Origin of the sequence: Romboutsia hominis (assembly GCF_900002575.1) — a bacterium.
GTDB lineage: Bacteria > Bacillota > Clostridia > Peptostreptococcales > Peptostreptococcaceae > Romboutsia_C > Romboutsia_C hominis.
Genome location: NZ_LN650648.1, coordinates 2737119 through 2753943, shown reverse-complemented (window position 1 = coordinate 2753943; position 16825 = coordinate 2737119). Strand labels below are relative to the sequence as shown.

16 protein-coding genes are annotated in these 16825 nt (G+C 29.0%); 11 read left to right on the top strand and 5 right to left on the bottom strand.

The window, feature by feature from the left end; all coding sequences use genetic code 11:
• Positions 1–370: 370 nt before the first annotated feature.
• Positions 371–1576 carry a C40 family peptidase gene (locus tag FRIFI_RS13290; protein WP_242977258.1) on the top strand — a complete coding sequence of 402 codons (1206 nt, stop codon included), beginning with the start codon at positions 371–373 and terminating at the stop codon, positions 1574–1576.
• Positions 1577–1639: 63 nt separating this feature from the next.
• Here FRIFI_RS13290 and FRIFI_RS13285 read toward each other — a convergent pair whose 3' ends face one another.
• Positions 1640–2149, bottom strand: coding sequence for a ferritin (locus tag FRIFI_RS13285; RefSeq protein WP_092921965.1), 510 nt, complete (start codon positions 2147–2149; stop codon positions 1640–1642).
• A gap of 416 nt (positions 2150–2565) precedes the next feature.
• Between FRIFI_RS13285 and pyrB the strand changes: the two genes are divergently transcribed.
• The 4 genes from pyrB to pyrE are packed head-to-tail and all read left to right on the top strand — an operon-like array spanning position 2566 to position 5799.
• Positions 2566–3537: an aspartate carbamoyltransferase gene (gene pyrB / locus FRIFI_RS13280; protein WP_166506095.1), complete on the top strand. Its 972-nt coding sequence runs from the start codon at positions 2566–2568 to the stop codon at positions 3535–3537.
• Positions 3538–3567: 30 nt separating this feature from the next.
• On the top strand, positions 3568–4260 hold the full coding sequence (locus tag FRIFI_RS13275; protein WP_166506094.1) for a dihydroorotate dehydrogenase electron transfer subunit: 693 nt from the start codon (positions 3568–3570) through the stop codon (positions 4258–4260).
• Entirely contained in the window at positions 4253–5155 is a 903-nt protein-coding gene (locus FRIFI_RS13270) for a dihydroorotate dehydrogenase (protein ID WP_166506093.1), read from the top strand. The genes FRIFI_RS13275 and FRIFI_RS13270 overlap by 8 nt, the downstream gene beginning before the upstream one ends.
• 59 nt (positions 5156–5214) lie before the next feature.
• Complete coding sequence (pyrE, locus tag FRIFI_RS13265; protein ID WP_166506092.1) at positions 5215–5799, top strand: orotate phosphoribosyltransferase; 585 nt, start codon at positions 5215–5217, stop codon at positions 5797–5799.
• A 379-nt stretch (positions 5800–6178) separates the two neighbouring features.
• On the opposite strand, the gene FRIFI_RS13260 is transcribed toward pyrE, so the two are convergent.
• Positions 6179–7072, bottom strand: a complete 894-nt coding sequence (locus FRIFI_RS13260) for a LysR family transcriptional regulator (RefSeq protein ID WP_166506091.1) — start codon at positions 7070–7072, stop codon at positions 6179–6181.
• A 180-nt stretch (positions 7073–7252) separates the two neighbouring features.
• Between FRIFI_RS13260 and FRIFI_RS13255 the strand changes: the two genes are divergently transcribed.
• Positions 7253–8305 carry a YeiH family protein gene (locus FRIFI_RS13255; RefSeq protein ID WP_166506090.1) on the top strand — a complete coding sequence of 351 codons (1053 nt, stop codon included), beginning with the start codon at positions 7253–7255 and terminating at the stop codon, positions 8303–8305.
• Between the two features lie 82 nt (positions 8306–8387).
• Here FRIFI_RS13255 and FRIFI_RS13250 read toward each other — a convergent pair whose 3' ends face one another.
• From FRIFI_RS13250 to FRIFI_RS13240, 3 genes are all read right to left on the bottom strand, one after another.
• Positions 8388–9647 (bottom strand): cation:proton antiporter, encoded by a 1260-nt coding sequence (locus tag FRIFI_RS13250; RefSeq protein ID WP_166506089.1) that lies wholly within the window; start codon positions 9645–9647, stop codon positions 8388–8390.
• Positions 9648–9820: 173 nt separating this feature from the next.
• The gene (locus FRIFI_RS13245) at positions 9821–10474 is read right to left on the bottom strand and encodes a deoxynucleoside kinase (RefSeq protein ID WP_092921992.1); all 654 of its coding nucleotides are present in this window, start codon (positions 10472–10474) and stop codon (positions 9821–9823) included.
• Positions 10462–11130 carry a deoxynucleoside kinase gene (locus FRIFI_RS13240; protein ID WP_092921995.1) on the bottom strand — a complete coding sequence of 223 codons (669 nt, stop codon included), beginning with the start codon at positions 11128–11130 and terminating at the stop codon, positions 10462–10464. The genes FRIFI_RS13245 and FRIFI_RS13240 overlap by 13 nt, the downstream gene beginning before the upstream one ends.
• Before the next feature lie 175 nt (positions 11131–11305).
• Between FRIFI_RS13240 and FRIFI_RS13235 the strand changes: the two genes are divergently transcribed.
• From FRIFI_RS13235 to larB, 5 genes are all read left to right on the top strand, one after another.
• Entirely contained in the window at positions 11306–12181 is an 876-nt protein-coding gene (locus tag FRIFI_RS13235; protein WP_092921998.1) for a DNA-3-methyladenine glycosylase family protein, read from the top strand.
• 16 nt (positions 12182–12197) lie between these two features.
• Positions 12198–13688, top strand: coding sequence for a cardiolipin synthase (gene cls / locus FRIFI_RS13230; protein WP_166506088.1), 1491 nt, complete (start codon positions 12198–12200; stop codon positions 13686–13688).
• A gap of 154 nt (positions 13689–13842) precedes the next feature.
• Entirely contained in the window at positions 13843–14127 is a 285-nt protein-coding gene (locus FRIFI_RS13225) for a co-chaperone GroES (protein ID WP_092922004.1), read from the top strand.
• A gap of 18 nt (positions 14128–14145) precedes the next feature.
• The gene (groL, locus tag FRIFI_RS13220; protein WP_092922007.1) at positions 14146–15771 is read left to right on the top strand and encodes a chaperonin GroEL; all 1626 of its coding nucleotides are present in this window, start codon (positions 14146–14148) and stop codon (positions 15769–15771) included.
• A gap of 285 nt (positions 15772–16056) precedes the next feature.
• Entirely contained in the window at positions 16057–16800 is a 744-nt protein-coding gene (larB, locus tag FRIFI_RS13215) for a nickel pincer cofactor biosynthesis protein LarB (protein ID WP_166506087.1), read from the top strand.
• Positions 16801–16825: the final 25 nt, after the last annotated feature.

The following is a 16825-nucleotide window of genomic DNA, read 5'->3' as shown; positions in this document are numbered from 1 at the left end:
ACCTGTTAGTATAAAAATTCTACAGGAAAATATGACGAAAATTGTAAAAAACTTTACATAAAACCATTATTAGGATATAATAAAGGTTACAAATGTATATTTAAGTGATACATTGGATAAAATAATAAATTTAATTAAAATATTTTTTATACAAGATTTGTAAAGTTTTAAATAATTCTCAAAATAATTCAAAATAATTCAAAATAAATAATTCTTAATAAAATAATACTACATAGTTAGTAACAATAGATTACAAAAAAGTTACAAGTTTTACAAAAATTATAAAATCTTGTGTATTAGTATTTTATCCGTATAAGTTTCACGTAAAAAGTAACCATAAATTATGGTCAGTTTTTGGAGGAGAAATATTATGAAAAGGAAAATATTAGTACCAATGTTTGCATCAGTTGTAGCATTATCAATGAACTCAGTTGCCAATGCAGATGAAAAAGCAAACGTAGAACAAAAAGAAGATAAACAAAATACTTTAAAATTAGATGAATTTAAAGATGTTTCATATAAAGTTGCAACTGTTAAAGATGGAGTAGCTGTAAAGATAAGAAAACAAGGTGAAGTTAAAAAAGTAGCTTACACTGGAGAGGAATTTAAAGTTTTAGGTATTCAAGGTGAGTGGGTAAAAATATCTGACAATGGTGAAGACGGTTGGTTACCAAAAAGATTTGTAGATATAAAAGAAGCTCATGGGTACACTACTGAAAACAAGGTAAACTTTAGAAAAGAAGCAAATACAGACTCTGATATAATAGATGAGTTAGATTTAGGAAGTTCACTTAAAGTTTTAGAGGACAAGGGTGAATGGGTGAAAGTTAAAAAAGGTGAAGATGAAGGGTATGTTAAAGCATCTTATATTTCTGATCAAGCCCCAGTTATAGAAGAACAAGTTGCTCAAGATAAGCAAAATTTAAATGATGCAGCTGTTGATACTAACGTAAGCAATAACGATACAGATAATAATGATGTAAATAATAATACAAATAATTCTTCAAGCACTAGCATGAATACTAACTCAAATAGCAACGCAAATAATTCTTTAAACACTGATAAAAATGCTAACTCAAACAGTAGTACAGATAGTGAATTAAATACAATAAAAAAACCTAGTTCAAATGAAAACAATGTACAAGCTGACAAGATAACTCAAGAAAAAAATGATTCTTACAATCCACCAGCAAGTAATACATCAGCTGCTCAAGCTGTAGTTAATTTAGCTTATGCTAAGTTAGGGTCACCATATGTTTGGGGTGCAGAAGGTCCAAATAGCTTTGACTGTTCAGGTCTTACATCTTATGTATATAGAAATGCAGCAGGAGTATCATTACCAAGATCGTCAAGTGCTCAAGCTGGATACGGACAAACTGTAAGTAGATCTAATCTTAAACCAGGTGATTTAGTATTCTTCTCAACTAATGGGACTGGAAATGTAAGTCATGTTGGAATATATGTAGGTGGAGGAACAATGATTCACTCGCCTAAGCCAGGTAAAAGTGTTGAAACAGCGAATATAAACTCATCTTACTATTCATCAACATTTGTTACAGCAAAAAGAGTTTTATAAATAGATTTTGATAAAAAATATTACTGGAATTAATAATTCCAGTAATATTTTTTTACTTAGATTTTAAGCATTAGTAGGAGGTGTGAAAACTCTAGTTGATAGCTCTTCATCTAGCATATATAAAGCAGCTGTATTTCCTTCACATCTTCTAACTTTTTTAAGAAGAGAATTAAAGGTATTTTCTTCTTCAACTTGTTCATCTATAAACCACTTAAGGAAACTTATAGTAGCATGTTCTCTTTCTTCGTTAGCAGTATCTGCAAGTTCATAGAATCTACTAGTTACAACTTGCTCATGGTTGTATCCTCTTTGGAAGGCATCTAATATATTCTCATAATCATTTTCTGGTTTAGCTATTTCTTCTAATTTAACCATACCGTTTTTTTGGAATATGTAATCATATAGCTTCATTGCGTGGAATAACTCTTCTTGAGCCTGAACTCTAAAGAAGTTAGCAAAACCACTTAGGTCAATAGATTCTGCATATGCTGCCATACCTAAGTAAGTATAAGAAGAGTAGAATTCAAAATTAACTTGTTCATTAAGTTGAGAAAATAATTTTTCGCTTATCATATAAAATCTCCTTTCTAATTTATATCTAATTAAAAGTTTAGCATAACGATTGATTTATATAAACAAAATTTTCCATATACTTAAATACATCTGTTGAAGTCTAACTAATAAATATCTTTATTAAGAAATCTAATACCAATTTATTTTAAGTAAAATAAACTAAAAATATAACATAGGAAAAATTAATTAAATTATACTTTAGGAACTGATCAGTTTAATTTATTTTTAAAGTAATCATCATTACAATTACTTTAAAAATAAATTAATACTTAAAACTAGGAAATAGTGTCATTATATTTGTTGAAACAATAATTATGGAACATATTGACATAAATATTAAAAGGTGCTAGAATTCAATCAGAAATAAAAATGCTTTTAAATTCAGTCCAGAGAGGCTGACAAGGAGGAAAAATAAAATGTTATTAAAAGGAAGAAATTTAGTCCAACCAGAAGACTTTTCAATACAAGAAATAGACGAGATACTATCTTTATCTCAAAATATAATAAACAATCCAGCAAAATATTCCCGTGTATGTGAGGGAAAATTACTCGCAACTTTATTTTATGAACCATCAACAAGAACAAGATTAAGCTTTGAATCTGCCATGCACAGACTGGGCGGAAGTGTAGTAGGTTTTTCAGAGCCAAATTCATCATCTGTATCAAAAGGAGAATCTCTAGGAGATACAATAAGGACAGTATCATGTTATGCAGATGTGATAGCTATGAGACATCCAATAGCAGGTTCAGCTAATGAGGCAGTAAAGTATGCGGAAGTACCATTTATAAATGCTGGAGATGGGGGAAATCAACATCCAACTCAAACACTTACAGATCTATTAACAATAAAATCTCTTAAAGGAAGTTTAGAAAATCACACTATAGGATTATGTGGAGACTTAAAAAATGGAAGAACAGTACACTCTTTAGTAAAAGCAATGGCTAGATACAAGGGAACTAAGTTTGTATTCATTTCTCCAGATGAATTAAAGATGCCACAATATATAAAAGAAGAAATACAAAATCAAGGTCATGCTTACTATGAAACTAATAACTTAGATGAAGTTATTGGAGGATTAGATATACTTTATATGACAAGAGTTCAAAGGGAAAGATTTGAAAATCAAGAAGAGTATGAAAAGCTAAAAGACTACTATATACTAAATAAAGCTAAAATGGTGAATGCATCAAAGGATATGCTAGTAATGCATCCATTACCAAGAGTAAATGAAATAAATATTAATGTAGATGATGATGAAAGAGCTGTATATTTTAAACAAGCAAAGTACGGAATGTTTGTAAGAATGGCTCTAATAATGAAATTACTAGGGATAAAAAATAATGTAGATGTATTAGAAAGAGAATTAGAGTTAGTACAAAATCTTTAATTAGCATATGACAAATGAGGGGAGAATCACATGTATAAAGTTATTGAAAATAGATATGTAGGCGAAGGAATGTACCTTATGAAGGTAGAAGGCAAATTTGAAGGTAAAATGGGGCAGTTTTATATGTTAAGGGCATGGGATAAATACCCATTACTTTCAAGACCTATAAGCATTCATGATATAGATGAAGAAGGAATAACATTCTTATACAAAGTTGTAGGGGAAGGAACGGAAATATTAAGCAAATTAGAAGTAAATGATACTATAAAGCTAGAAGGGCCATACGGAAAAGGATATGAAAAAGTAGAAGGTAGAATAGCTTTAGTAGGTGGAGGGATTGGAGTAGCACCATTATACTTAGTAGCTAAGAACCTAGATAACTGCGATGCATATTTAGGATTTAGAAATGAAGCTATACTAAAAGAGAAGTATGAAGAAGTTTGTAATGATGTTTATATAGCAACAGGAAATACATTTGTAACAGATATACTAGATGTAAATAAATACGATTACATATTAACTTGTGGTCCAACACCGATGATGGAAAAACTAGTTAAAATGACAGAAGGTACGAGTACTAAAATAATGGTATCATTAGAAAATCATATGGCTTGTGGGGTTGGTGCATGTTTAGTATGTACTTGTAAAACTCAATTTGGAAATAAAAAAACATGTAAAGATGGGCCAGTATTCTGGGGAGAGGACGTGATATTTAATGGCTAATCTAAGAGTGAAATTCGGTAAAATTGATTTTAAAAATCCTGTTGTAATGGCATCTGGAACATTTGGGTTCGGAAAAGAGTATAACGAAATTTATGATATACAAAAGCTTGGAGGAGTAAGTAGTAAAGGACTTACTTTAGAAAAGAGAGATGGCAACACTGGTATGAGAGTATGGGAAACACCATCTGGAATGATGAATAGCGTTGGATTAGAAAATCCAGGAGTTCAAGGATTTATAGATAATGAATTACAGTTCTTTAAAGAATTAGATTTAGTAAGAATAGCTAATGTTGGTGGTGGAACATTAGAAGATTATATAAAAGGTGTTGAATTATTAAATAATCAACCAATAGATATGATAGAGCTAAATATATCTTGTCCAAATGTTAAAGCTGGAGGAATGGCTTTTGGAATAAAAAACGAAGTGGCAAGAGAAGTTGTAAGAGAAGTAAGAAGTATAACTGACTTACCTTTAGTAATAAAATTATCACCAAATGCAGAAGACGTAGTAGGAATGGCAAAGGTATGTGAAGAAGAAGGTGCTGATGGAGTATCTTTAGTAAATACATTCAAAGCATTAGCAATAGATATACACAAAAGAAAGCCCGTATTTGACAATGTATATGCAGGATTATCAGGACCAGCAATAAAGCCAATAGCACTAAGAATGGTTCATGAGGTAAGCAAAAATGTCGATATTCCGGTAATGGGAATGGGAGGAATAACAAGCGCTAAAGATGCCATAGAATTTATAATGGCAGGCTCTACATGTATACAAGTTGGAACAGCAAACTTTATAAATCCTAAAATAGGGCTTGAGATAATAGATGGAATAGAAAAGTTTATGGAAGCTGAAGGAATAAAGACTTTAGATGAAATAAGAGGAATATTATAAAGGTACAATTAAATTAAAAGGGAATTATTAAATAAACATAAATTTTGGAGGGCATAAATATGAGTAAAGTAGATGTAATAGAAATATTAAAGAAAAGTGAAGCATTATTAGAAGGACATTTTTTATTATCATCAGGAAAGCATAGCAATAGATACGTTCAGTGTGCAAAAGTATTAAGATATCCACAATATGCTGAAGCGGTATTAAGTACAGTTGTTGAGCAAATAAAAGATTTAAATATAGATTTAGTAGTTGGGCCTGCTATGGGGGGAGTAATAGTTTCTTATGAATTAGGAAGACAATTAAATAAAGAAACAGTATTCACTGAAAGAAAAGACGGAGTAATGGAATTAAGAAGAGGATTTGAAGTTAAGCCAGGTGCTAAAATAATAATAGCTGAAGATGTTGTAACAACTGGTAAGTCTACAATTGAAACTAAAGAAGCTTTAGAAAAGTTAGGTGGGGAAGTTATAGGTGTTGCTTGTATAGCAAACAGAACTAGTCATGATATAGGAATGCCAATATATAGCGCTATAAAATTAGATATACAAGTTCATGATGTAGATGAGTGCCCCTTATGCAAAGAAGGAAATATAGAGTTAGTTAAGCCAGGAAGTAGAGAATTTAAAGAAATAGGAATGTAATATAAACAAAAAGACTAGAGATTAATCTCTAGTCTTTTTATAAAATATTGATATAAGAGTTATCTCAACCAACAAAATTATAAACATAATATAAGATTTATTATCTTCGAATAAATGATATTGCCAATTACTTCTTAAAAATTCATCTATAAAATATAACAAAAATATAGGTGCGAAAAATGAAATGATTATAGAAAATATAACTATGCCTATAACTATGAATATTTTATTTGAATTTTGAATCTATCCACAATTTGACCACCCTTAATAAATTTTAATCAATAGTAGTATACTATGGAACACTTGTAGTAATTTGTCATTTAATGATGTATTTAAATTTTTTTTAGGTATAATATTATGTTTAAAACTACTAAATATACTATTTATTTATATTAGATACATACTCTTTCAACTCATCAATAAATACTTGAGTTACGTTAGACGTAGTTATATTTCTTGGTAAAATTAAAGAAAAACATCTATAGTAAGATTCACCTATATCTATTACTGATATTTCATTATTTTTAACAGCAGGGCTTGTAACAAGGTCAGATATAATAGTTATTCCTATACCATTTCTAACAGCTTCTTTTACTGCATAGTTACTACCAAAAGTAATTATATTTTTAGGAATGATTTTATTATTATTTAAAAACATATCCATAAACTCTCTAGTACCAGAACCCTCTTCACGAGCAATCCAGCTTTGATCTTTTAGCTTATCAAAAGAAAAATTACTAGAATTAAGTTCATATTCAAAAGGTGTAGCTAAAACCATTTTATCTTTTAGGAAATAATCTTGATTAAAATCAGGATATATAGAAGTACCCTCGATTAAGCCTATATCAAAATTAAGATCTTTTAGGTGATTGCATATAACAGTAGTATTTTCTATGAATACTTCAACTATTACATCAGGGTATTTCTTTGAAAAACTAGCTAAAAATTGAGGAAGAAGATATTCTCCTATAGTTAAACTAGCACCAATTTTTATATGTCCTTTAAACGAATTTGAAGTATCTCGAACATCCATATATGTAAGGTCTACCAAATTTAAAATTTCCTTAGCTCTTTTATACAATATATATCCACTTTCAGTTATAAAAATATGTTTTTGTTTTATAGATCTATTTATAAGAACTACACCAAAGTAACTTTCTAAATTTTTTATATGAGTGCTTACACTAGGTTGGGATAAATTTAGGTATTCACCAGCTTTAGTAAAGTTTTTTAATTCTACGACTGAAATAAAAGTCTTTAATTCTTCTAGCAATTTAAATCCTCCAATTCTAAAAAATGTATAGTTTAACTTCATTTGTCTTAATAATTATTATATCATAAATAGCTATTAATAAAATTAATGATTATTATTTTTATTATTTATTTTACTTATGAATAGGATAGATGTATACTAAAAACATAGACGAGGACGAAAAGAAAGAAGGTATTATAAATGGATATTTCAAAAGGAGAAGTAAAGAATAATAAAAAATTTCAATATATAAAAGAAGTAAAAGAAATATTACCAGGTTTAGTTGTATCAGTATTAATAGGTTTAGCAAGTATGTTAATTGCTAAGGCAGTTCCAAAAATTGGAGCAGCAACTATATCTATATTTTTAGGTATGTTAGTAGGTAACTTATTCTTAAATCAAAAAGTATTTCATAAAGGATATAAATTCTCAGAAACTGATTTACTATCGTATTCTATAGTATTATTAGGAGCAACTTTAAGTATATCAACTCTAATGGAATTAGGATTCAATGGTATATTATTTATAGTAATTCAAATGGCTATAACTATAATAGGAGCTTTATATATAGGAAAAAAATTAGGATTTGGAGAAAATTTTAGATATCTAATGGCAGCAGGTAATGCGGTATGTGGATCATCTGCTATAGCAGCTACAGCTCCAGTCATTGAAGCTGATGATAAGGATAAAGGTATAGCTATAACAATAGTAAATGTTACAGGAATATTTTTAATGTTTTTACTTCCATTAATATCAGATTGGTTATACAATCTTGAACTTGTAAAAACATCAGCTATAATAGGTGGTACATTACAATCAGTAGGGCAAGTTGTTGCAAGTGGTGCTATGGTAAGTGAGCATGTAAAAGATTTAGCTACTATATTTAAAATAGTAAGAGTTATACTTTTAGTAGTTGTAGTATTCACTTTTGGTCATTTAAAAAATAAATCAAATACTGAAATAGTAGAAGAAGAGATACAAGATACTAAAAAGGGCAAAATAAAGGTTCCTTGGTATGTATTAGGATTCTTTATAACATGTGCTTTATTTTCTACAAGCATTATATCTCCAGAGGTATCTCATATTTGTAAACTGTTAAGCAATAAATTAGAAATAATAGCATTAGCAGCTATTGGATTAAGAGTAAATATAAAAGATTTAGTAAAACAAGGTAAGGCAGTATCTTTATATGGATTATTTGTAGGTACTTTACAAGTAATTACTGCAGTTATTTTAATAGGAATATTATTATAAAAGGGTGTTCATATGAACACTCTTTTATAATGTGAACATCAATTGTTTATTAAGTAAAGCAAGTTTAGTCACTCAAATAATACTATAAGTTAGGAGATTTATTATTAGAAGTATCTTCCAATAAGTCGAGTTTTTTAGCTAGAAGTTTAGTTGTACTACCTTGAACTATTAAAGTAACTAGGATAGCCATAAATGTGATAGAAGAGATTATTTCGTAACCAGGGATTTTCATAGTAGAAATTATACCGCAAAGTGCAGCAGGTATAACTCCGGTTTCTCTCACCCACATCATAAATAACAATTCTTTTTTTGTCCACATTGCTTTTCTGTCTGGGAGAGCACATATTAGAATACAGATTGGTCTTATTATAAAAATAAATGCTAAAACAACCAATAATGATGGTAGGAAATATTTTGATAATACAACTAATTCAACTTGACTACCTAAAATAATGCATATAGCCATACGGCATAAAGTTCCGAGGGTTTCAGCAACATAAAAATCGGCATCGTATGATTTTTGAGATAGCCAAATTTTGAAATTTTTTTTATTACCCGTAATTATTCCAACTATAAAGCAAGCCATATATCCACTTCCACCAAATTTAGTTGCAATTTCATAAGCTATAATAACTGAAAGGATAGATATTATTGGAGCAAAGTCCTTAAAAACACCATAAGGTTTATCATTGACTAGTTTTAAAAGTACAATACCAGTAATACAACCAACTAAAGAACCTACAATAATCATTATGGATAAATCCCATATATTTTGTGTCAAAGAAAACTTACCAGAAAGTAAAATGGTAACAATTGCAGAAGTCAAAATAGCCCCTGTAGCATCATTAAATGCCGATTCACTTATAACTGTTTGTGACACCTTATCTTTAACTTTAATTTTATTAAAAATAGGTACTAATGTAGCAGGGTCAGTAGATGAAATTATTGAACCTATGAGTAGAGCCGTAATAAAAGGAATTTGAAAGTTAAATTTTATAAATTGACTTACTAAAATAGATGAAATAATAACACCTAATGTAGAAAGTAAAAAAACAGTTATTTTTACATTTTTTAATATTTTTAAATTAATCTCTTTTCCACCTAAATAAAGTATGAAGGCAGAACCGAAAGTAAGGATAAGTTGCTTTTCTAGTTCAAAATAACTAAGATCTATCATTTCAAGAAAATAAGGTCCTAGTAAAATACCTGCTAGTAAAAATAAAACAACATCAGGGATTTTTAATGATTCACTTAATTTACTGCAGACAATACCGGTCATAGCAATAATTGAAAAAGTTATAAGTAAGTTATTACTTGCTATAATTTGAATAGAATCTTCCATTTAAAACACCTCACCTTTTAAAATATTAATACTATAAAAATAATATTATTTTTTATAGTATTAATATTTTTGAAAAATGTAACTGTCTAATATTATTAAAATATTATCAAATAGTTTACTTTAAATATATACTGAATTAAAGATTGTTCATATAAAAAGGAATGTAGTTTATACTACATTCCTAAAATTCTCTTTATTTCATGGCATAACATATCTACATGCTCTGGATTATTTACTAAATCTACCTTATCTATATTTACATATAGCACAGGTGACTGATCATATTCAGCTATCCATTTTTCATATCTGTTGTGAAGGTTCTTCCAATATTCTATATCAACGGCTTTTTCCATTTCACGACCCCTAAGCCCTATTCTATGAACTATAGTATCTATAGAACCATCTAAGTATATCATTAAGTCAGGTCTTCTAAGGTGAGGAACCATGTCATTAAATAAATCCCTATAAGTTATATAATCTCTTTTAGTCATTTTCCCATTATCATATAAATTTCTAGCGAATATTTCTACATCTTCATATATACTTCTGTCTTGTATATTGTTTAACCCATTACAGTCTATTTCCTTTTGTTGTTTAAATCTTTGGGCTAAGAAATATAACTGAAGGTGGAATCCCCATTTTTTTTGATCTTTATAGAAATCCTCTAAGTATGGATTTCCATCAACCTTTTCAAAATGAGTTTCAAAATTTAATTTTTCACCAATTATCTTTGTTAAAGTTGATTTTCCTGCACCAACATTTCCTGCCACTGTTATGAATAAGTCCCTATTTAGAGGCTTATTACATTGATTTACTAAATTAAACATGCTGTTTCTCCTTCTAATGCCTTTATTGCATTTTCTACTTTATCTATTATAAATTGTCTATCTTCTTCTTTATTTAAGAAATCTAGGTTTGAATTATCTATTTCAATTATCAATGGCTCTTTACCTACAAAGTTATGCTTTATAGATAAAGGGTTAAAATAATATTTATATTCTGTGCTTAGCTCATGTATATAATTTCTATCCATTTGTCTTTCAAAGCTTCTATCTCTCATAGCTATCCTTTTCATTAAGACATCTGTATTAGAGTTTAAGTAGATAACTATATCTGGTTGAGGCAAATCATTTACAAATATATTGTACATTTGCTTATATCTATGGAATTGATTATTATCAAGTGTTATACCAGCAAATATAAGATTTTTTATTATATGGTAATCACTAACAACTCCATGAGACTTATTTAATTGATTTTTTTCTATATCTTCTAATTGTTTTACCCTATTAAATAGAAAAAATGCTTCTGTTTGTAAAGCATATTCTTTAATATCAGTATAAAATTTTGATAAAAAAGGATTCTCTTCTACAATTTCTCTAAGAAGAGTATAACCGAAATGTTCATTAAGTATAGTTGCTAAAGTAGTTTTCCCAACACCGATAGGCCCCTCTATAGCAATAAATATTCCTCTATTTTTCATATGAAATCACCTTCTAAAAATAATATCTTTTGTATTTTATCAGAAAAAAATTTTAAATTCTACTCTAGAATTTTTAGGAAAAATTTGATAGATAGAATATAAGAAGATTTAATTTATATAAAATATGGGTAAATTAGTATTATTAAGAATAATCATAAAAAAGGAGTATATATAAATGAAGGTTTATGAAGAAAATAATACAGTAATATTAGAAGGTGTAGCAGATTTTAATCCTAAGCATATATTTGAATGTGGGCAATGCTTTAGATGGCATAAAGAAGCAGATAACTCATATACTGGAGTTGCAAAAGGTAGAGTGATAAATGTATCTGAAAAAGACAATAAAATATACTTAGATAATACAAATTTAAAGGATTTTGAAGAGATTTGGTATAATTACTTTGATTTGGGAACAAATTACACAGATATAAAAAATACTTTAAAAAACATGGATGAACATTTAAATAAGGCATCTGAGTTTGGTTATGGTATAAGGATATTAAAACAAGATGGATGGGAAATGTTGATTTCATTTATAATATCTTCTAATAATAGGATCCCAATGATACAAAAAGCAATAGAAAATCTATCAAGAAATTATGGAACTTATATTGGAAATTATAGAGGTAAGGATTATTATGCTTTTCCAACACCAGAAGAATTAAACAAAGCTTCGCAAGAAGAAATAAGAGCATGTCAGACTGGGTTTAGAGATAAATACATAAAAAGTACAACTGAGAGTGTAATAAAAGATAATGAAAATATATCTGGATATACAAGTTTAAGCACTGATGATTGCATAAAAGAATTAAAAAAATTCAATGGAGTAGGACCAAAGGTAGCTGACTGTATAGCTTTATTTGGAATGCAAAAGTATGATACTTTCCCTGTTGATGTATGGGTAAAAAGAGTTATGCAAGAATTTTATGTAAGTGAAGATATGAGTTTACCTAAAATGAGAACTTATGCTATTGATAAGTTTGGTAATTTAGCCGGGTTTGCACAACAATATTTATTCTATTATGCAAGGGAGCTTGGTATAGGCAGATAAAGATGAGGTAGAAATTATGAGTATTGGAGTTTTTTTGTTTTTAAGCTACTTAACCATATCGTATATTGTTGGGGCGATTATTTCTATGTCAATAATACTTGAGAATAGAGATCCTGCTAGAACTGTTACATGGTTACTCATTTTTATATTACTTCCAGGAATAGGTTTAGTTATATATGCTATATTAGGGAGAAATATGAGGAAGAGGAAATTATTTAAAACACAAAAGCTAGCAAGTAGTATAAGAGAAGAAAAGGTATTTGAAAATCTAGAGCGAATAGAGGAAATTGCAAATACAGAACAAAGTACAATTAATACAAATCAATTATTAAATGAAAATATAGAAGACTATAGCAAAAAAAGGGTAATAAGTTTACTACTTAATACAGGAAAACTTCCATTTACGACGAATAATAAAGTAAGTGTATATATTGATGGAAATCAAAAATTTAAAAATCTTCTAGAAGACATAAAAAATGCAAAAAATCATATACATTTAGAGTACTTCATTATAAAAGATAGTGAAATAGGAAGAGAATTAAAAGATTTATTAATCAAAAAATCCAATGAGGGTGTAAAGATAAGAATATTATATGACGATGTAGGATGTTGGAGATTTTGGTTTTATAGAAAGTTTTTTAATGAAATGAAGGAAAATGGAATAGAAATAGTAGCATTCTTACCAGCTAAATTTCCATTGACAGGTGGAAAGCTAAATTATAGAAATCATAGAAAGATAGCTATAATAGATGGAAAAATTGGATACACTGGCGGCCTAAATATAGGTGATGAATATATGGGTAAAAATAAAAAGTTTGGATACTGGAGAGATACCCATATAAAAATAGAAGGAACCTCAGTGTATATGTTACAAATGATATTTTTAACAGATTGGTACTATACAACAAAAGAGATCATAACAGAAGATAAATATTTCCCAAGTCCTCAAAGATGTGGTAATAGTATGGTTCAAATAATAGCTAGTGGACCTGATAGTGATTGGGAATCTATACGATATGCTTATTTCTCAGCTATTTGCCAAGCTAAAAAAAGTATTTATATAGAAACTCCTTATTTTATACCAGATGAAAGTATACTTATAGCACTTAAAAGTGCAGCGCTAAGTGGAGTTGATGTAAGGATAGTATTCCCTAAGATAGCTGATCATAAGATAGTTAACAATGCTTCTTACTCATACTTTGATGATATATTAAAGTCAGGAGGTAAAGTCTACTTATATACAAAGGGATTTATACACTCTAAAATAATGACAATAGATGATAAAATAGCATCTACAGGCTCTGCTAATATGGATTTAAGAAGTTTTATGCTTAATTTTGAAATAAATGCATTTATATATGACAAAAAAATTGTAGAAAGAATGAATAAAGATTTTTTTGAGGATTTAAATAGTAGTGAAGAGTTAACATTAGATGAATTTTCTAAGCGAAAATTAGGTAAAAAGGTTAGAGAATCAATAGCTAGGTTGTTCTCGCCTATATTATAAAATTTAACAAAAACTATTGAAAAATATGGGAAGTTAATATATTATAATAATTGTTAGCACTCTAACTTAAAGAGTGATAACAATTATTTTGTTTATAATATATTTTAGATATTAGAATTTTTACATATTTACAATTCATTTAGGAGGGAAAAATATGAAAATAAGACCATTAGCTGACAGGGTAGTTATTAAAATGTTAGAAGCAGAAGAAAAAACTGCAAGTGGTATAGTTTTACCAGGAGCTGCTAAAGAAAAGCCACAAATGGCTGAAGTTTTAGAAGTAGGACCAGGTGGAATAGTTGACGGAAAAGAAATAGTTATGGAATTAAAAGTTGGAGATAAAGTTTTATTCCAAAAATATGCAGGAACAGAAGTTAAAATAGATGGGCAAGAGTACACAATATTAAGACAAAGTGAAATACTAGCAGTAGTTGAATAATAATAGGAGGGGATAGAAATGGCTAAAGAAATAAAATTTGCACAAGATTCAAGAAAAGCTTTAGAAAATGGTGTTAACAAATTAGCAGATACAGTTAAGGTTACATTAGGACCTAAAGGAAGAAATGTTATATTAGATAAGAAATTTGGTGCACCTCTTATAACTAATGATGGTGTTACAATAGCTAAGGAAATAGAGTTAGAAGATAGATTTGAAAATATGGGAGCTCAATTAGTTAAAGAAGTTGCCACTAAGACTAATGATGTAGCTGGAGATGGTACTACAACTGCAACAGTACTTGCTCAAGCTATAATAAGAGAAGGATTAAAGAACGTAACTGCTGGAGCTAACCCAGTATTACTAAGAAAAGGTATACAAAAAGCTGTTGAAGTAGCAGTTGAAGAATTAAAGAAACAATCAAGAACTATAGAAACTAAAGAATCTATATCTCAAGTTGCTTCTATATCTGCTGGAGACGAAGAAGTTGGTAAGTTAATAGCAGAAGCTATGGAAATCGTAGGAAAAGATGGAGTTATAACAGTTGAAGAATCTAAAACTATGCATACAGAATTAGATGCTGTTGAAGGTATGCAATTTGATAGAGGATTTGTATCTGCTTACATGGTAACAGATGTAGATAAGATGGAAGCTGTATTAAATGATCCATATATATTAATAACAGATAGAAAAATATCTAATATACAAGACATATTACCAGTTCTTGAGCAAATCGTTCAACAAGGTAAGAAGTTATTAATAATAGCTGAAGATGTAGATGGAGAAGCATTATCTACATTAGTAGTTAATAAATTAAGAGGAACATTTGAGGTTGTTGCTGTTAAAGCTCCAGGATTTGGAGATAGAAGAAAAGCAATGCTTGAAGATATAGCTATACTTACAGGAGGAACTGTTATATCTGACGAATTAGGATATGACTTAAAAGAAGCTGACTTAACTATGTTAGGTAGAGCTGGTTCTGTAAAAGTTACTAAAGAAAGTACTACAATCGTAGATGGATTTGGTGATAAGGTAGCTATAGAAAATAGAGTTAATCAAATAAAACATCAAGTAGAAGAAACTACTTCTGAATTTGATACAGAAAAGTTAATGGAAAGATTAGCTAAACTTGCTGGTGGAGTAGCTGTGATAAAGGTTGGAGCTGCTACAGAAGTTGAAATGAAAGAAAGAAAATTAAGAATAGAAGATGCACTTAACGCTACAAGAGCGGCTGTAGAAGAAGGTATAGTTGCTGGTGGTGGTACTGCATTAGTAAGTGTTATACCAGTTGTAGATAAGTTAATAGAGACACTAGAAGGTGAAGTACAATTAGGTGCTAAGATAATAAGAAAATCATTAGAAGAGCCATTAAGACAAATAGCTATAAATGCAGGTCTTGAAGGTGCTGTAATAATACAAAAAGTAATAAATGAAGATGCTGAAGTCGGATTTGATGCTTTAAATGAAAGATATGTAAATATGATAGAAACTGGTATAGTTGACCCAACTAAAGTTACTAGAAGTGCATTACAAAATGCTTCTTCTATAGCTGGAGTATTTTTAACTACTGAGGCTGCTGTTGCAGACCTTCCAGAAAATGATGCTCCAATGCCAGGAATGGGAGCTGGAATGCCAGGAATGATGTAATTAAAAACTAATTACAATAAAAGGAGTGACGAAAGTTACTCCTTTTATTGTGAAATAATTTAATTGAAAAACTAAAGGTAATAAATTATGAATCTATAAGGAGATTAATAAAATCTATATAAAAGTAGGGGCTAAGATAATAATTTTAGTCCTTGTTTTAATATTATAAAGATATCTATTAGATAATATTAAAATTTAAGCATTAGATTTATTAGGGATAATATGGAAAAAAGATATGTATAAGGATATAATTTAAAGTATAAAATTATTTGAAAGGGGTAAGCTATGGACTTAAGGGAGTTATTAAGTGAGTTTAAAAATGATAATATAGACATAGAAGAAGCGTTAGATAAGTTAAAAAAGCTACCCTATGAAGATTTAGGGTATGCCAATATAGATCATCACAGGCAAATAAGAAATGGATACCCAGAAGTAATTTACTGTGAAGGTAAAAATGATGAGCAAATAATAGGTATTATAGAAAAGATGTATGAAAAAGGATCTAACATATTAGGTACTAGATGTAGATTAGAAACATATGAGAAAATCAAATCTATATATGATAATTGTGAATATGATAAAACATGCAAGATCCTAAAGATAAACAATCATCCTATAGAAAATAAGGGAAAAGGAAAAATATTAGTTGTTACAGGTGGAACTTCTGATATACCAGTAGCAGATGAAGTATATCATACTGCTAAGTTCTTAGGTAATGATGTTGGGAGAATATATGATGTAGGTGTGGCAGGAATACATAGACTGTTATATAGGACAGAAGAGTTACAGAGTGCAAGGGTAATAGTAGTAGTTGCTGGTATGGAAGGTGCTTTACCTAGTGTAGTAGGAGGACTTGTAGATGTACCAGTTATAGCAGTTCCAACTTCAGTTGGGTATGGTGCAAACTTTAATGGCTTATCAGCTCTTTTAACTATGTTAAATAGTTGTGCATCGGGAATATCAGTAGTAAATATAGACAATGGATTTGGTGCAGGATACTTGGCATCTATGATAAATAAATTAGATTAAAAAGGGCAATTAACGTTAAGGAGTT

Bases quoted from the DNA above. Each gene is read 5' to 3' on its own strand.
- FRIFI_RS13290 (WP_242977258.1), top strand. From the start codon at position 371: ATGAAAAGGAAAATATTAGTACCAATGTTTGCATCAGTTGTAGCATTA.
- FRIFI_RS13255 (WP_166506090.1), top strand. From the start codon at position 7,253: ATGGATATTTCAAAAGGAGAAGTAAAGAATAATAAAAAATTTCAATAT.
- larB (WP_166506087.1), top strand. From the start codon at position 16,057: ATGGACTTAAGGGAGTTATTAAGTGAGTTTAAAAATGATAATATAGAC.
- FRIFI_RS13275 (WP_166506094.1), top strand. From the start codon at position 3,568: ATGTATAAAGTTATTGAAAATAGATATGTAGGCGAAGGAATGTACCTT.
- cls (WP_166506088.1), top strand. From the start codon at position 12,198: ATGAGTATTGGAGTTTTTTTGTTTTTAAGCTACTTAACCATATCGTAT.
- FRIFI_RS13250 (WP_166506089.1), bottom strand. From the start codon at position 9,647: ATGGAAGATTCTATTCAAATTATAGCAAGTAATAACTTACTTATAACT.
- groL (WP_092922007.1), top strand. From the start codon at position 14,146: ATGGCTAAAGAAATAAAATTTGCACAAGATTCAAGAAAAGCTTTAGAA.
- FRIFI_RS13245 (WP_092921992.1), bottom strand. From the start codon at position 10,474: ATGTTTAATTTAGTAAATCAATGTAATAAGCCTCTAAATAGGGACTTA.
- FRIFI_RS13270 (WP_166506093.1), top strand. From the start codon at position 4,253: ATGGCTAATCTAAGAGTGAAATTCGGTAAAATTGATTTTAAAAATCCT.
- pyrE (WP_166506092.1), top strand. From the start codon at position 5,215: ATGAGTAAAGTAGATGTAATAGAAATATTAAAGAAAAGTGAAGCATTA.
- FRIFI_RS13225 (WP_092922004.1), top strand. From the start codon at position 13,843: ATGAAAATAAGACCATTAGCTGACAGGGTAGTTATTAAAATGTTAGAA.
- FRIFI_RS13235 (WP_092921998.1), top strand. From the start codon at position 11,306: ATGAAGGTTTATGAAGAAAATAATACAGTAATATTAGAAGGTGTAGCA.
- FRIFI_RS13285 (WP_092921965.1), bottom strand. From the start codon at position 2,149: ATGATAAGCGAAAAATTATTTTCTCAACTTAATGAACAAGTTAATTTT.
- pyrB (WP_166506095.1), top strand. From the start codon at position 2,566: ATGTTATTAAAAGGAAGAAATTTAGTCCAACCAGAAGACTTTTCAATA.
- FRIFI_RS13240 (WP_092921995.1), bottom strand. From the start codon at position 11,130: ATGAAAAATAGAGGAATATTTATTGCTATAGAGGGGCCTATCGGTGTT.